The 14,701-nt window shown below is 45.2% G+C and carries 14 protein-coding genes; 5 read left to right on the top strand and 9 right to left on the bottom strand.

Going from position 1 to position 14,701, the window contains the following annotated elements; translation table 11 throughout:
- Nucleotides 1-33 precede the first annotated feature (33 nt).
- Both R8N47_RS11440 and R8N47_RS11435 read right to left on the bottom strand, forming a co-directional pair.
- The gene (locus R8N47_RS11440; protein ID WP_005381911.1) at nucleotides 34-306 is read right to left on the bottom strand and encodes a hypothetical protein; all 273 of its coding nucleotides are present in this window, start codon (nucleotides 304-306) and stop codon (nucleotides 34-36) included.
- A 113-nt stretch (nucleotides 307-419) separates the two neighbouring features.
- Nucleotides 420-761, bottom strand: coding sequence for a DUF2799 domain-containing protein (locus R8N47_RS11435; RefSeq protein WP_064353640.1), 342 nt, complete (start codon nucleotides 759-761; stop codon nucleotides 420-422).
- A 280-nt stretch (nucleotides 762-1,041) separates the two neighbouring features.
- Here R8N47_RS11435 and R8N47_RS11430 point away from each other — a divergent pair, with 280 nt between their 5' ends.
- The 4 genes from R8N47_RS11430 to R8N47_RS11415 all read left to right on the top strand — a co-directional run bounded on the left by R8N47_RS11430 (nucleotide 1,042) and on the right by R8N47_RS11415 (nucleotide 5,695).
- Nucleotides 1,042-2,526, top strand: a complete 1,485-nt coding sequence (locus R8N47_RS11430) for a carbon starvation protein A (RefSeq protein WP_064353639.1) — start codon at nucleotides 1,042-1,044, stop codon at nucleotides 2,524-2,526.
- A gap of 193 nt (nucleotides 2,527-2,719) precedes the next feature.
- The gene (locus R8N47_RS11425) at nucleotides 2,720-4,390 is read left to right on the top strand and encodes a sensor histidine kinase (protein WP_005381915.1); all 1,671 of its coding nucleotides are present in this window, start codon (nucleotides 2,720-2,722) and stop codon (nucleotides 4,388-4,390) included.
- Between the two features lie 31 nt (nucleotides 4,391-4,421).
- Complete coding sequence (gene btsR / locus R8N47_RS11420) at nucleotides 4,422-5,150, top strand: two-component system response regulator BtsR (protein ID WP_064353638.1); 729 nt, start codon at nucleotides 4,422-4,424, stop codon at nucleotides 5,148-5,150.
- Between the two features lie 71 nt (nucleotides 5,151-5,221).
- Entirely contained in the window at nucleotides 5,222-5,695 is a 474-nt protein-coding gene (locus R8N47_RS11415; protein ID WP_064353637.1) for a low molecular weight phosphatase family protein, read from the top strand.
- Nucleotides 5,696-5,741: 46 nt separating this feature from the next.
- On the opposite strand, the gene ispH is transcribed toward R8N47_RS11415, so the two are convergent.
- The 6 genes from ispH to murJ form a co-directional block, all read right to left on the bottom strand.
- Entirely contained in the window at nucleotides 5,742-6,707 is a 966-nt protein-coding gene (ispH, locus tag R8N47_RS11410; protein ID WP_017636164.1) for a 4-hydroxy-3-methylbut-2-enyl diphosphate reductase, read from the bottom strand.
- A gap of 24 nt (nucleotides 6,708-6,731) precedes the next feature.
- Nucleotides 6,732-7,163, bottom strand: a complete 432-nt coding sequence (fkpB, locus tag R8N47_RS11405) for an FKBP-type peptidyl-prolyl cis-trans isomerase (RefSeq protein WP_005381922.1) — start codon at nucleotides 7,161-7,163, stop codon at nucleotides 6,732-6,734.
- A 144-nt stretch (nucleotides 7,164-7,307) separates the two neighbouring features.
- Entirely contained in the window at nucleotides 7,308-7,814 is a 507-nt protein-coding gene (gene lspA, locus R8N47_RS11400; RefSeq protein ID WP_005385948.1) for a signal peptidase II, read from the bottom strand.
- A 73-nt stretch (nucleotides 7,815-7,887) separates the two neighbouring features.
- Nucleotides 7,888-10,716 (bottom strand): isoleucine--tRNA ligase, encoded by a 2,829-nt coding sequence (gene ileS, locus R8N47_RS11395; RefSeq protein WP_064353636.1) that lies wholly within the window; start codon nucleotides 10,714-10,716, stop codon nucleotides 7,888-7,890.
- A 64-nt stretch (nucleotides 10,717-10,780) separates the two neighbouring features.
- Entirely contained in the window at nucleotides 10,781-11,716 is a 936-nt protein-coding gene (gene ribF / locus R8N47_RS11390) for a bifunctional riboflavin kinase/FAD synthetase (protein ID WP_005381933.1), read from the bottom strand.
- A gap of 69 nt (nucleotides 11,717-11,785) precedes the next feature.
- The gene (gene murJ / locus R8N47_RS11385; RefSeq protein WP_064353635.1) at nucleotides 11,786-13,348 is read right to left on the bottom strand and encodes a murein biosynthesis integral membrane protein MurJ; all 1,563 of its coding nucleotides are present in this window, start codon (nucleotides 13,346-13,348) and stop codon (nucleotides 11,786-11,788) included.
- A 305-nt stretch (nucleotides 13,349-13,653) separates the two neighbouring features.
- On the opposite strand from murJ, the gene rpsT reads away from it, so the two are divergent.
- Nucleotides 13,654-13,914 (top strand): 30S ribosomal protein S20, encoded by a 261-nt coding sequence (gene rpsT, locus R8N47_RS11380; protein WP_005381938.1) that lies wholly within the window; start codon nucleotides 13,654-13,656, stop codon nucleotides 13,912-13,914.
- A 304-nt stretch (nucleotides 13,915-14,218) separates the two neighbouring features.
- On the opposite strand, the gene R8N47_RS11375 is transcribed toward rpsT, so the two are convergent.
- On the bottom strand, nucleotides 14,219-14,527 hold the full coding sequence (locus tag R8N47_RS11375) for an ArsR/SmtB family transcription factor (RefSeq protein ID WP_005381940.1): 309 nt from the start codon (nucleotides 14,525-14,527) through the stop codon (nucleotides 14,219-14,221).
- Nucleotides 14,528-14,701: the final 174 nt, after the last annotated feature.

The following is a 14,701-nucleotide window of genomic DNA, read 5'->3' as shown; positions in this document are numbered from 1 at the left end:
TATTTAAAAGTCAGGCGCCTTTTATGGCTTAATTTAGTAGTTCAATCGTTCAATGTGAGTAATACCGACTTTACCTTCAAGGTCACTGAACATATGAACCATTGCTGGGTATGGTTGTGCTCCAGGGTAGACAACTTCTGCATTACAGAAAAACGCATAGTTTTGTCCGGCTACGACTTGAGTAGCCACAACCAAAGGGGAGTATTTGACACCGACAAACCCCTCGATACCTTTAGCAAATACTTCTTTATTCTCTGCTGTGAGTTCATGAAATGGACTCCAGCCACCAGCCATTTGCGTTGACATAATGTGATTCCTTTTTTCTGTGCTCACTATCAAGCAATATGAACATAGTTTAATAAGGAAGACTTTGCCACATTTATGTGATGCAGACAGTGTAACAACGGCTTTATTGACTATTAATTTGAGTATTCATTCCAACCACGTTGCCATTCCATGCGGAATTTTTGCGCTTGCTCAGTACCTTCACAAACCCCTTCGTAATACTGACCAGATAACCCCATTTGATACGCAAAAGCAGGATTACAGTACTCACGTAAACCTTCTAAATAACCTTGGTCGTAGTCACTTTGCTTAACACTACCCAATTCACGAAGCTCGCCCATCGTGCGCGATGTGTGTCCGGTTATGCCATCTTGATATCCGATCTGATGCCAATCTCCCGACTTGGCAAGATCTGCTGTCGTTGCTGTGCATCCTGCAAGTAAAGCCAGTGCCAGACCTACCGTTACCTTTTTCATGGTTCTTCCTTAAGTAATTGTTTTCAAAAATAAGCTTACCACTAATTATTGGCGCTTGCCGCTGAGCTTGCAGATTTAACCACTGATGACTCAAATCAGCCGCTCAAGACTGTCATCAACCTTTCGCCATTTTTAAAAACCGCTCAAGCAGCATATCGACCACTCAGTGCTCTATTCGACCACTCATCTACTAACCGAATGCATTTAACACAAGTGACGCATAACATGCATCCTGAGATTAAAAAATTACCCTACCCAACTAAGACCAAGGACAATTGCTATGATGTGGTTTCTAACCTGTGTCGCAGCCCTAATCGGCGGATACTTCATCTACGGTGCTTTCGTCGAGAAGATTTTCGGCATCAATGAAAAACGCCAAACGCCAGCTCACACCAAATCGGACGGTGTTGACTTCGTTCCAATGTCAACAAAGAAAGTTTACCTAGTTCAACTACTTAACATCGCAGGTGTTGGTCCAATTTTTGGCCCGATCATGGGGGCACTATACGGTCCTGCGGCGATGCTTTGGATTGTAGTCGGTTGTATTTTTGCTGGTGCAGTACACGATTACTTCTCAGGCATGCTTTCAGTGCGTAACGGCGGTGCATCTGTACCTACCATTACAGGTCGCTACCTAGGTAATGGCGCAAAACACTTTATGAATATTTTTGCCATTGTCCTATTGCTTCTAGTTGGCGTAGTGTTCGTTTCAGCCCCTGCTGGCATGATTACTAACCTCATCAATGATCAAACAAGCTTGAGCGTAAGCATGACTACAATGGTTATTGCTATCTTTGCTTACTACATCATTGCGACGATTGTTCCTGTCGATAAAATCATTGGTCGTTTCTACCCACTGTTTGGCGCCCTACTTATCTTTATGTCTGTTGGTCTAATGACAGCCGTTGCTTTCTCTAGCGAACACACAGTAATGGGTGACTTCCAAGTTTCGGACATGTTCTCTAACCTCAACCCAAATGACATGCCGTTATGGCCTGCATTGTTCATCACTATCGCATGTGGCGCTATCTCTGGCTTCCACGCAACTCAGTCTCCACTGATGGCGCGTTGTATGGAAAATGAGAAAAACGGTCGCTTCGTATTCTACGGTGCAATGATTGGTGAAGGTGTTATCGCGCTAATTTGGTGTGCTATCGCTCTGTCTTTCTTCGGCTCTCTAGACGCTCTATCAGAAGCTGTGAAAAACGGTGGCCCTGGTAACGTGGTATACAGCGCATCATTTGGTCTGCTAGGTGTGTTCGGTGGTATCCTTGCGTTCCTGGGTGTGGTTATCCTACCAATTACGTCTGGCGATACAGCGTTCCGTTCAAGCCGCTTGATCCTTGCTGAATACTTCAACATGGAACAAAAAACGCTACGTAACCGTCTACTGATGGCACTTCCACTGTTCGTTATCGGCGGTATCTTAACTCAAGTAGACTTCGGCATTATCTGGCGCTACTTCGGTTTTGCAAACCAAACAACAGCGGTAATGATGCTTTGGACTGCGTCCGCTTACCTACTGCGTCACAACAAGCTGCACTGGATTACCACTATCCCAGCTATCTTCATGACCACGGTATGTGTCACGTTCATCTTAAACAACAGCTCGCTAGGTTTTGGTCTGCCAATGCAACTATCAACTATCGTAGGTATTGTGTTTGCCCTAGCTGTGACAGGTTACGTTATCAAAACCTCTAAGGGTAAAGGTGAAACTGAACTGGCTAACGAAGAGAAACCACAAGCCGTATCAGAAACAGCGTAATACTCGTCACATCTGAGTGACTAAGATAGGAGCCTGCCAATTGCAGGCTCTTTTTGTTTTATACCCAAGTCACTTTAAGGTTCAGAAAGCACAGCGCAGCATCATTTACTTAGCTGTTCTTATCTATCTGAGCCAAGCATCTTGAGGTTACTTAGGTATACAATAACAACATTGATTCTAGGTTAGGTTCACTATGGAACTGGTCATCTCCCTTTTACAACAGATGTGTGTGTACTTAGTTTTGGCTTACATGCTAAGTAAAACGCCAATCATCTTACCTTTGCTGAGTATTTCTTCGCGCTTAAGCCACCGCCTAATTTGTTACGTACTCTTCTCTGGCTTTTGTATTCTCGGCACCTATTTCGGTCTGCACATCAACGATGCTATTGCCAATACTCGTGCGATCGGCGCAGTTATGGGCGGGCTGTTTGGTGGACCTGTTGTAGGTTTCGCCGTCGGATTTACTGGTGGCATCCATCGATACTCTCTTGGTGGCTTTACTGACCTAGCCTGCGCAATTTCAACCACCGCCGAGGGCGTAATTGGTGGCTTGCTCCACGTTTACCTTATCAAGCGAAATAAAGGCGCATTGCTGTTTAATCCAAGCGTCGTATTCAGCGTCACGTTTGTTGCAGAAGTGGTGCAAATGATTTTGCTGCTCGCCGTCGCGAAACCTTTTGATCAAGCCTATGAACTGGTGTCCGCTATTGCAGCGCCTATGATCATCGCGAACTCATTTGGTGCGGCGTTGTTCATGAGTATCCTGCAAGACAGAAAAGCAATCTTTGAAAAGTTTTCTGCGACGTTTTCGCGTCGAGCGCTCACCATTGCTGATCGCTCAGTGGGAATTCTAAGCAACGGCTTCAACACCGAAAACGCAGAGAAAATCGCACGTATTATTTACGAAGAAACCAAAGTGGGCGCTGTCGCGATTACTGACCAAGAAAAGATCTTGGCGTTTGTGGGCATTGGCGATGATCACCATAAACCAAACACGCCGATTTCATCGCAAAGCACATTAGACTCCATGGAGAAAAACGACATCATTTATCTTGATGGCGCGGAGCGTCCATACCAATGCTCCATTGCAAAAGATTGCAAGCTCGGATCTGCGCTGATCATCCCACTGCGTGCAGGGAAAGAGGTCATTGGTACCATAAAGCTGTATGAACCGAAGCGTAAATTGTTCTCGACGGCCAACATGTCGATGGCGGAAGGAATAGCCCAGCTTCTATCTAGCCAAATCCTTTATGGCGATTACCAACAACAACAAGCCTTACTCGCCCAAGCAGAAATAAAATTGCTTCACGCTCAGGTGAATCCACACTTTTTGTTTAATGCACTCAATACTATTAGTGCGATTACTCGTCGTGACCCTGACAAAGCGCGCGAGCTAATCCAAAATTTATCGCACTTCTTCCGCAGCAATTTAAAGCAGAACATTAATACCGTGACGCTAAAGGAAGAGCTTGCACATGTGAACTCGTACTTGAGCATCGAAAAAGCGCGTTTTACGGACCGCTTAGAGGTTGAAATCGATATTCAACCTGAATTGCTGGACATCAAATTACCAAGCTTTACACTCCAGCCTTTGGTTGAGAATGCCATTAAGCATGGCATTTCAAACATGCTTGAAGGTGGTAAAGTTCATATATACAGCGAAGCACACCCACAAGGTCACTTGATTACCGTCGAAGACAACGCAGGCAGTTTTGAACCGCCAAAAGAAAACCACTCAGGGCTAGGTTTAGAAATTGTCGACAAACGTCTCACTAATCAATTTGGACGTGATGCAGCGCTAAAAATTACGTGCGAGCCACATCAATTTACTAAAATGAGCTTTATCATTCCCCCAAAATCATAAAAGCACGCTGAAGCAATAAAGGTAATGTTGGATGTTAACCGCACTCGTCATTGATGATGAACAGTTTGCTCGTGAAGAGCTAGCAGAGTTACTGGATGAAACAGGCCAAGTTGAGGTCGTGGGCGATGCCTCAAACGCAATCCTTGGCCTAAAAAAAATCAATGAACTTAAGCCTGATGTAGTGTTTCTCGATATCCAAATGCCTCAAGTCACGGGGATTGAACTACTTGGGATGCTTGATCCAGAAACCATGCCTTATGTGGTTTTTGTCACGGCTTATGATCAGTATGCGATTCAAGCATTTGAAGACAATGCCTTTGATTACTTGCTCAAACCTGTCGACCCATGCCGGTTAACTAAAACGGTCAAACGACTAAACAAAGTCATTAGCCAATCCGCCCTAACGCAACAACTGTCTGCTATTACACCTGACACGTTGGCTCAGATACCGTGCATCGGACACAACCGCATCGTTATCATGGCCACCGACACGGTGGAATGTGCTTACAGTGATATCAGCGGCGTGCATGTACGCTCCACCAGCCAGACCGCGAGCACCCAACTGACATTAAAAACGTTGGAAGAGAAAACCCCTCTAGTCCGCTGCCATCGTCAATACTTAGTCAGTATTAAAGCGATTAGCGAAATCAAGTTACTGGAAAATGGGTTAGCGGAAATCATTACCAAAACAGGCTTTGAGATACCAGTAAGCCGCCGCTACTTAAAGGTGCTCAAAGAGATGCTCGGCATTAGCCACTAACACAAAAACTTCACACATCATCGCTGAGTTTCCGCTAGCGTATAAATAGGACGCTCTGAAAAGACGAGGCGATGATGTATAAAGTTTTATTCATATGTAAGCACAACGCTGGACGAAGCGTCCTCGCGGAGTCAATCGCAACCAATATCCTGCCAGCAGATTTTAGTGTCACCAGTGGAGGCTCACATCCCACAGGCAAGGTGCACCCAGTGGTACAAAAATATTTAGATGACCACCAACTCCCCATTCCGCATATCCACACGCATTCATGGGAGGAGCGAACTCAGTTTCTTCCCGACATCGTTATTATTCTCTGTGATTCTTTACATAAAGAAACCGCTCCTCAGTGGCTTGCAGGTGGTGTTCGAGTAAACTGGCAAGTTGATGCTTTTCCGACCGATGGTTCTGATGAAGACATGTACGCACATTGCGAAAAGGTTGCTCAATCGCTTGAGCGAAGAATCACGAAGATGTCTGATATGATTATCGATGGTTTAGGAAAAGACCAAATTCGTGATTACCTAAATGAGTTAAGAGAGATGTAAAAAAGGCGACCCACAGGTCGCCTTTTGAATATTCGATAAATGGAGATTAATCCACTTGCTTGATTTGCAGTTCTTTAGGTACTTCAAAGAACATATTCTCTTCGCGACCAAGTACTTCATCAACCGCTTCGGCACCAACGAGTTCTTTGATTCGCTCTAGAATCTGATTAACGAGCTCTTCCGGAGCAGATGCTCCCGCAGTCACGCCGACCTTTGTTTTGCCTTCGAACCACTCAGGTTTGATATCTTCCGGACAGTCGGTTAAGTAGCCAGGTGTCCCTAGCTTTTCAGCTAGCTCTTTAAGACGTGTAGAGTTTGATGAGTTTTTAGAGCCCACCACAACCATCACATCTACGTCACCAGCTAATTCACGTACGGCATCTTGGCGGTTTTGTGTCGCGTAACAGATATCGTCTTTACGTGGACCTTGGATATCTGGGAACACGCGGCGTAGCTCTTCGATAACATCGGCAGTTTCATCGACAGAAAGCGTCGTTTGGCTTACGTAATGAAGATCGGATGGATCTTTCACAATCGCCTTCAGTTTCTCAACATCGGCTGGAGTTTCAACCAAGTACATACCACCGGTTTCACTGGCGTATTGCCCCATCGTACCTTCGACTTCAGGGTGACCTGCGTGACCAATCAGAACCACTTCCATATTACGACGGCTCGCACGCGCCACTTCCATATGCACTTTGGTTACTAAAGGACACGTTGCGTCAAATACGGTCAAATCACGCAGCTTGGCTTCCTGACGAACTGCCTGCGATACACCATGAGCAGAAAAAATCACAATGTTGTTGTCTGGCACTTCGTGCAGTTCTTCAACGAAGATAGCACCACGCTGTTTTAGACCTTCAACCACAAAACGGTTATGCACCACTTCATGACGCACATAAATCGGTGGCTGATACATCTCTAGCGCACGCTCTACGATGCTAATCGCGCGGTCAACACCAGCACAGAAACCACGTGGGTTAGCTAACAGGATTTTCATTTCATTGCTCATGGAAGTTATCTTTTATTTGGTTCGCTATTCTACTGACAAAATTTCAACTTCGAAAGTCACGTCTTGTCCCGCTAGAGGATGGTTGAAGTCCACAGTGACTGAATCGCCTGCAATCTCTGTAATAATGCCCGGGATTTCCATGCCATCAGGGCCACTGAAGGCCATGATTGTACCAACTTCCACTTCTGCATCACCTACAAATTTAGTGCGATCCATATAGTGAATATGATCAGGGTTTGGCATACCAAACGCGTCTTCTGCCTTTAGCTCAATCGCTTTTTGTGCGCCTGTTTCGAGGCCTATCAAGCACTGCTCAAAGTTTTCACTCAAGCTGCCATCACCCATAACAAACTTCGCTGGTTTACCCATGTTATGAGTACTATCTGCAACCGATCCGTCTTTCATTTTAATCGTAAAGTGAAGGGTTACTACCGATTCATTGGTTATTGTTGTCACGTTAATGCTTCCTTGTTCTTGGGTTATTACGCTGTCAGCTTGGTCTTTTTATACATTGATATGCTGATTGGCGCTCCAACATAATAAAAAGCGTCGCTCGAATCAACGGACGACGCTTAGGGTTATTCGATATACCGCAAAAGATTACTTGTCAGCGTCTTTTTTACGGAAGCCATCCAGAATAATCATTGCCGCACCAATACAGATCGCCATGTCAGCAAGGTTGAATGCTGGCCAGTGGTAGTTACCCCAGAAGAAGTCTAGGTAATCAACAACAAAGCCATGAACGACGCGGTCAAACACGTTGCCCACTGCACCACCAATAATCAGTGCATAAGCAATGTTGTTCCATTTTTCTTTTGCTGGAAGCTTGCTCATCCAGTAGGTCAAAAGACCCGTCACAACAAACGCGATACCTGTAAATAACCAACGCTGCCAACCGGCTTGATCGCTCAAGAAGCTGAATGCAGCACCGTAGTTATGAACATAAAGTAGGTTGAAGAATGGCAACACCTCAATTCGGTTTGCCCATCCGTAGCCCATGTTGTCCATCACCACCAATTTGATGCCAATATCTGCAATAAATACCAGAATTGCTAACCACAGCCAGCGAACTCCAGATTGCTTTAACGTCAGTGCTTTTTCACTCATTACTTTACCTACAAACAGCCCCAGTAAATACTGGGGCTGTTAATTTTAAAAAAAGTTCAGTCGTTCTAGGCAATTACGCGAATTTACGTACTTCACCTTCGCCGTCTACGTTAGACACACAACGACCACAGATCTTCTCGTGACCTTCGATTGTGCCTACGTCTGGCGTGTGGTGCCAACAACGGTCACACTTCTCGCCTTCAGCTGCTGCTACTTCAACAAACAAGCCTTCGATATCTGTCGCTTGTACTGCATCAGTCTTCTCACCTAGAGGCTTAACTTTCGCCGCAGAGGTTAGTAGAACAAAGCGCAGTTCATCTTCAAGTTTGTTGATCTTCGCCGCTAGTGCGTCATCAGCAAATAGAGTCACTTCAGCTTGTAGTGCACCACCAATGGTTTTCTCTTTACGCGCATCTTCTAGAAGTTTGTTAACCGCACCACGAACCGCTTGGATCTCAGTCCAGAATTCGTTGTTCAGCTCTTCACCTTCAGCAAGACCGAATAGGCCGTCGAACCACTCACCAGTGAATACGAACTTGTCGCGCTCGCCTGGCATTTCGTTCCAGATTTCATCTGCAGTGAACGACATGATTGGCGCCATCCAACGAACTAGCGCTTCTACGATGTAGTAAAGTGCTGTCTGACAGCTACGTTGAGCGTTGCCGCCACGTTTTGCTGTGTACTGACGGTCTTTAATTACGTCTAAGTAGAAAGAGCCCATTTCGATTGAACAGAATTGCATTAGACGCTGAGTTACACCGTGTGTGTTGTACTCTTCGTATGCTTTAACAATCTCTTCTTGTGCTGCTAGTGCACGACCTACTGCCCAGCGATCTAGCGCAACCATCTCTTCAACAGGAACGATGTCTGTTTCAGGGTTGAAGCCGCTCAGGTTAGCTAGGAAGAAACGCGCTGTGTTACGGATACGACGGTAAGCATCTGCGCTACGTTTTAGGATTTCATCAGAAACCGCAACTTCACCAGTGTAGTCTGTTGAAGCAACCCATAGACGAAGAATGTCAGCACCTAGCTTGTTAGTTACGTCTTTTGGCGCAACCACGTTACCGATAGATTTAGACATCTTACGCCCCTGACCGTCAACCACGAAACCGTGTGTCAGTACTTGTTTGTAAGGCGCTTCGTCTTTCATCGCGATAGATGAAATTAGAGAAGACTGGAACCAACCACGGTGTTGGTCAGAACCTTCTAGGTATAGGTCTGCACTGTTGCCGTTGTACTCTTCACGAGCATCAACAACAGAGAAGTGAGTGACACCTGAATCGAACCATACGTCTAGCGTATCTAGCACTTTTTCGTATTGGTCAGCGTCAGCACCTAGTAGTTCAGCGGCATCTACATCCCACCATGCTTGAATGCCTTTCTCTTCAACCAGCTTCGCGACTTTCTCGATCAGCTCTAGCGTGTTTGGATGAAGTTCTGCTGTTTCTTTATGAACAAACAGAGCAATTGGCACACCCCAAGTACGTTGACGAGAGATACACCACTCAGGGCGACCTTCGATCATACCTTCGATGCGGCTTTGACCCCACTCAGGCATCCACTCTACATTCTTGATTGACTTTAATGCTTTAGCACGTAGGCCAGCTTGGTCCATAGAAACGAACCATTGAGGCGTAGCACGGAAGATGATTGGAGTCTTATGACGCCAACAGTGTGGGTAGCTGTGCTCGTAAGCGTGGTGGTGTAGTAGTGCACCTTTTTCTTTTAGTACTTCTACTACTACATCGTTCGCTTTAAATACGTGCTGACCAGCAAATAGCTCTGTATCTGGTAGATAAACACCGTTTGAGCCAACTGGGTTTGCTACTTCTAGGTTGTACTTGTTACCAACCGCGAAGTCTTCTTGACCGTGACCAGGAGCAGTGTGAACAACACCAGTACCTGAATCAGTCGTAACGTGATCACCAAGGATCGCCGGTACAGTGAAATCGTAGAATGGGTGTTGGAATTGAGAAAGCTCTAGGTCCGCACCTTTAGCAAAGCCAAGGTTGTGGAAGTGCTCGATACCCGCACGGTCCATTACGTCTTTCGCCAGCTCAGCAGCAACGATGATACGCTCAGCGTTGTCGCCTTCTGTTTGGATAAGCACGTACTCTAGATCATCACGTAGACATACTGCGCGGTTTGCAGGCAGTGTCCAAGGTGTTGTTGTCCAGATAACGATAGATACGTCACCGTGACCTTCATGACCTTCTGTCAGTTCAAATTTAGATAGCAGTGCCGCTTCGTCAGCCGCTTTAAAACGAACGTCGATAGATGGCGATACTTTATCTTTGTATTCTACTTCCGCTTCAGCAAGAGCAGAACCACAGTCTGTACACCAGTGAACAGGTTTGAAACCTTTTAGTAGGTGACCATTGCTTGCGATCTTACCAAGAGCACGAATAATGTTCGCTTCAGTTGCGAAATCCATAGTGCGGTATGGCTTGTCCCACTCACCCATGATACCAAGGCGTTTGAAGCTCTCTTTCTGACCTTCAACCTGACCTGCTGCGTATTCACGACATTTCTCGCGGAATTCCGCTGCTGTCACTTTTTGGCCTGGCTTACCTACTTTCTTCTCTACCATTAATTCGATTGGTAGACCGTGGCAGTCCCAGCCTGGGATGTAAGGTGCGTCAAAACCTGAAAGTGTTTTGGATTTAATAATAATGTCTTTAAGAATCTTGTTTAGTGCGTGACCAATATGAATGTCACCATTTGCGTAAGGAGGGCCATCGTGCAATACGAATGACTTTTTGCCTTTCTTAGCTTTACGGATTTCACCGTAAAGATCTTCTTTGTACCAACGCTTAAGCATTTCTGGCTCACGATTGGCCAGGTTGCCGCGCATTGGAAACCCTGTTTCAGGTAAGTTCAGGGTATCTTTATACTCACTCATCGATTCTTAATTCCGTTATATTGGGCGAAAATTAGACATTATGTTGAACGGTGGAATAAACCGCTCAACGCTTAAGCTGACGCAGCCACACCCTTGCTGCTTCAGCATCCAATTCGATTTGTTGTTTAAGTGCTTCAAACGATTCAAACTTTTGCTCATCTCGAAGTTTATGCAAAAGTTCCACTTCTAGTTGCTTGCCATATAAATTGGCATGAAAGTCGAATAAGTGCACTTCTAACTGTTGGCGAACACCATTGACGGTTGGTCTTTGACCAATATTAGCAACACCACCAACTGGCTTATTTCCTAAGCCAAGCGCTTGAACAACATAGACTCCGGAAACCGGAGAAACACAGCGTTTCAAAGGAATATTTGCAGTAGGGAACCCAATGGTTCGACCTAGCTTTCTTCCGTGAGAAACACGACCGCTGATGCTGTAGTTTCTTCCCAGCATCTGTTGCGCGGAATGCAAATCGTCACGCGCCAGCGCTTGACGGATAGCCGTACTGCTGACACGTAATTGTTGTAAACAAAAGCTCTGGGTACTTACGACATCAAAGCCGTATTTTTCCCCTGCTTCCTGCAGCATTGCAAAGTTACCTGTACGGCCTTTGCCAAAGCAGAAATCATCACCAACGACAAGAAACTTAACACCCAAACGCTCGACCAACAAGTCACGGATAAACTCTTCCGCGGTTAAACTTGCAAAATGGCGATTGAAATTGACACACAGTAAGCGGTCAATATCGAGCTTACTCAATTGCACGAACTTATCGCGTAATCGCGTCAACCTTGCAGGTGCCTTGTCTTTGGCAAACAGCTCCATCGGCTGAGGTTCAAAGGTCATCACAACAGAAGGCAAGGATAGCCTGTCCGCTTGCTCAGACACTTGCTGCAATACTTGTTGATGGCCTTTATGGACACCATCGAAATTGCCAATAGTCAGCACACAACCATGATGTCGCGGGTTGATATTGTGAATGCCTCTAATCAGTTCCATTGGATACTGCTTTCTGCCTCTGTTTTACTTTACACTGTGTGAAACTGACGGATTATATACTAATCACCCTCAGTCTGTCCCAGCTTTTAGGTCTTTTAAACGCGCACCAGTTAAAAATAGAACCACTAGGTAAACGACGGCTCCTAAACCAATCAACATCCCTAGCACCGCGCTTCGGTGAGCAAAGCTCCAGCCCAGCCATACTGACATATCTTCCAGTTGCCATAAGATTGCCGCAACCATCGCCGCGCCAGCAATAGCTAAACGTATAATAAAGAAGACGGTTCGCTTAGTGATTTGGTATACCTCTGCGATGTGCAGGCCACGATACAGCAGTGCCATATTCACAAATGCCGATAGTGCTGTCGCGATAGCCAAGCCAACGTAGCCATAGAAGTACGCAAAAATTGCATTAAATACCATGTTGGTCACCATCGCAATGATGCCGTATTTCACTGGCGTTTTGGTGTCTTGACGCGAGTAATAACCCGGAGCAAGCACTTTAATCAGCATAAAGTTCAACAAGCCTGAAGCGTAAGCAAAGAGTGACAATGATGCTTGATGTACGTCTTGTGGCGAAAACTCACCTCGCATGAATAACACCATCAACATAGGTTTTGCCAGTACCATCAAACCAAGCATTGCAGGAAGGCCAAGTAAGATCACCATGCGCACCCCCCAGTCCATGGTTTGTGCGAATCCTTCATTTTGTGCGTCAACATGTTTGCGTGATAATGCTGGTAAAATCACCGTTGCAATAGCAATACCAAACAGACCTAACGGGAATTCCAACAAGCGATCTGAATAGTACAACCAACTGATCGAACCGGTTTGCAGAAAGCTGGCAATAAAAGTATCAAACAACAAGTTGATTTGGCTTACCGACACACCGAACAAAGCAGGAATCATTAAGGTTCGGATCTTCACCACGCCCGGATCGCGCCAGCCCCATTTCGGCTTAACCATAACCCCCGCTTTAATAAGGAAAGGGATTTGAAATAAGAACTGAACCAAACCACCAAGGAAAACACCGATGGCAAGACCAATCTCTGGCTGTGACATCTGCGGCGAGATAAACCATGCTGCCAAAATGATCATTACGTTGAGGAAGACGGGAGTAAACGAAGAAACCGCAAACTTACCTAGTGTATTGAGAATGGCTCCCGATAGGGCAACAAAAGTGATGAACCATAAATAAGGAAAGGTAATCTTGAGCATCACGCTAGCAAGTTCGAACTTCTCAGCCGCGGGACCACCATGCATCCAGTCTAGGAACCAACCAAAACCAAACAGTGCAGTCACCACACCGGAACCTAGAATACCTAAGATGGTAACAATTGAGACTATCACCCCCAATGTGCCCGCTGCACGAGCAATGAGCTCCCGAGTTTTATCCATGTCGCCTTGAGCATGGCTTTCCGTTAAAACAGGTACAAACGCTTGGGAAAAAGCACCTTCAGCAAACAAACGTCGTAAAAAATTAGGAATTTTATTGGCGAAGAAAAAGACGTCTGCGCTTGCTCCTGCCCCCATTAAATTTGCCACTACAACATCACGAACTAGGCCAAGAACGCGGGAAATAAATGTCATAGCACTGACGATCATGCCAGACTTGAGTAGTCGTTTACTCACTGTAACCTCGGAATATCACCATAAGACAGCTAACCCTATACTGTTTCTCTGACAGGTGCTGTAAATAGACGTCAAAAATCTATCCGCGGGTTGTAAGGAATAAGTGTGCCTTTCGCGGATAATTATTAGCATTGGTATAAAAATGCTGTTAGAATCCCCGCCATCTTAACCGCGATAACCTCTCTTACCAAAATTTGTTTTGGCTTAGATCGGTTTTTGCACAAATCATTTGACATTTAAGCGCAAATGAGGGATATTCCTCGCCCTTAAATTGTCACAGAACTAAGTTTTTGGGAGTTAGACCCTTGGCAAATAGTAAATCTGCTAAGAAGCGCGCTATCCAAGCTGAGAAACGTCGTCAGCACAATGCTAGCCGTCGCTCAATGATGCGTACTTACATGAAGAAAACTGTTGCTGCTATCGAAGCAGGCGACAAAGAAGCTGCAACTGCTGCATTCGCTGTAGTTACACCTATCCTAGACCGCATGGCAACTAAAGGCCTTATTCACAAGAATAAAGCAGCTCGCCATAAGTCTCGTTTCGCTGCACAAATCAAAGCTCTTTAATAGAGTCCTGATTTTACAGTGAAGAAAAAACCGACCTTGTGTCGGTTTTTTTATATCTACAAAATTTTCTTAATAAAAAAAGCTGGCAATGCCAGCTTTTCTTTTTCTGAATGTCCCATTTAAAGACATCAGCTTATTCATTACCCATATAACGCTCAAACTAGAAAGCACTAATAAAACACTTGAGAACAAAGCAAATTGGTCGATGAGTAGTACCCTATCATCAAAAGTTTAACGCCACTCTCAAATATTCCAACAAGTTAGATTCACACTCTAAGATGAGCAGTATATTAGGACTATTTAATTAATGTTGAGCACTCTCAGCACAATAAAGACTATGCAGTGTTTTTATTAACGCTTTCACTTCATCACTCTTTAATGTGTAGTACACCGTTTGTGCTTCTTTCCTTGTCGTGACTAACTCATCACGGCGAAGCCAAGCAAGATGCTGAGATAATGCCGACTGGCTTAGCTCTAACTTTGCACACAGCTCTCCCACGGACAGCTCTTGGTTATGCAGCATACAAAGGATTTGTAGGCGTCTCTCGTTTGCCATCGCTTTGAGCAACACGACGGCTTTTGCGGAGTTCTGCTCCATTTCTTGTAGATTCATGTGTTGGACCTCTAGCTACAACTTACTTATTCCAACCCTGGCCAGCTTGTTGTGTTGCACTGATTTATATATCTAAGAAAATCAAGATACACTTCCAGAGTCTTCATTATTAGAACCTCTAATTTAGTTGTTAGTGATACACCAATATTATCCACCAAGGATTTTAATTGGTGC

Source organism: Vibrio sp. 2132-1, from assembly GCF_033344315.1.
This window is presented reverse-complemented; position numbering and strand designations above follow the sequence as displayed.

Excerpts from the sequence above, each read along its gene's own strand:
- R8N47_RS11440 (WP_005381911.1), bottom strand. The coding sequence starts at position 306 with ATGTCAACGCAAATGGCTGGTGGCTGGAGTCCATTTCATGAACTCACA.
- R8N47_RS11435 (WP_064353640.1), bottom strand. The coding sequence starts at position 761 with ATGAAAAAGGTAACGGTAGGTCTGGCACTGGCTTTACTTGCAGGATGC.
- R8N47_RS11430 (WP_064353639.1), top strand. The coding sequence starts at position 1,042 with ATGATGTGGTTTCTAACCTGTGTCGCAGCCCTAATCGGCGGATACTTC.
- R8N47_RS11425 (WP_005381915.1), top strand. The coding sequence starts at position 2,720 with ATGGAACTGGTCATCTCCCTTTTACAACAGATGTGTGTGTACTTAGTT.
- btsR (WP_064353638.1), top strand. The coding sequence starts at position 4,422 with ATGTTAACCGCACTCGTCATTGATGATGAACAGTTTGCTCGTGAAGAG.
- R8N47_RS11415 (WP_064353637.1), top strand. The coding sequence starts at position 5,222 with ATGATGTATAAAGTTTTATTCATATGTAAGCACAACGCTGGACGAAGC.
- ispH (WP_017636164.1), bottom strand. The coding sequence starts at position 6,707 with ATGAGCAATGAAATGAAAATCCTGTTAGCTAACCCACGTGGTTTCTGT.
- lspA (WP_005385948.1), bottom strand. The coding sequence starts at position 7,814 with ATGAGTGAAAAAGCACTGACGTTAAAGCAATCTGGAGTTCGCTGGCTG.
- ileS (WP_064353636.1), bottom strand. The coding sequence starts at position 10,716 with ATGAGTGAGTATAAAGATACCCTGAACTTACCTGAAACAGGGTTTCCA.
- ribF (WP_005381933.1), bottom strand. The coding sequence starts at position 11,716 with ATGGAACTGATTAGAGGCATTCACAATATCAACCCGCGACATCATGGT.
- R8N47_RS11375 (WP_005381940.1), bottom strand. The coding sequence starts at position 14,527 with ATGAATCTACAAGAAATGGAGCAGAACTCCGCAAAAGCCGTCGTGTTG.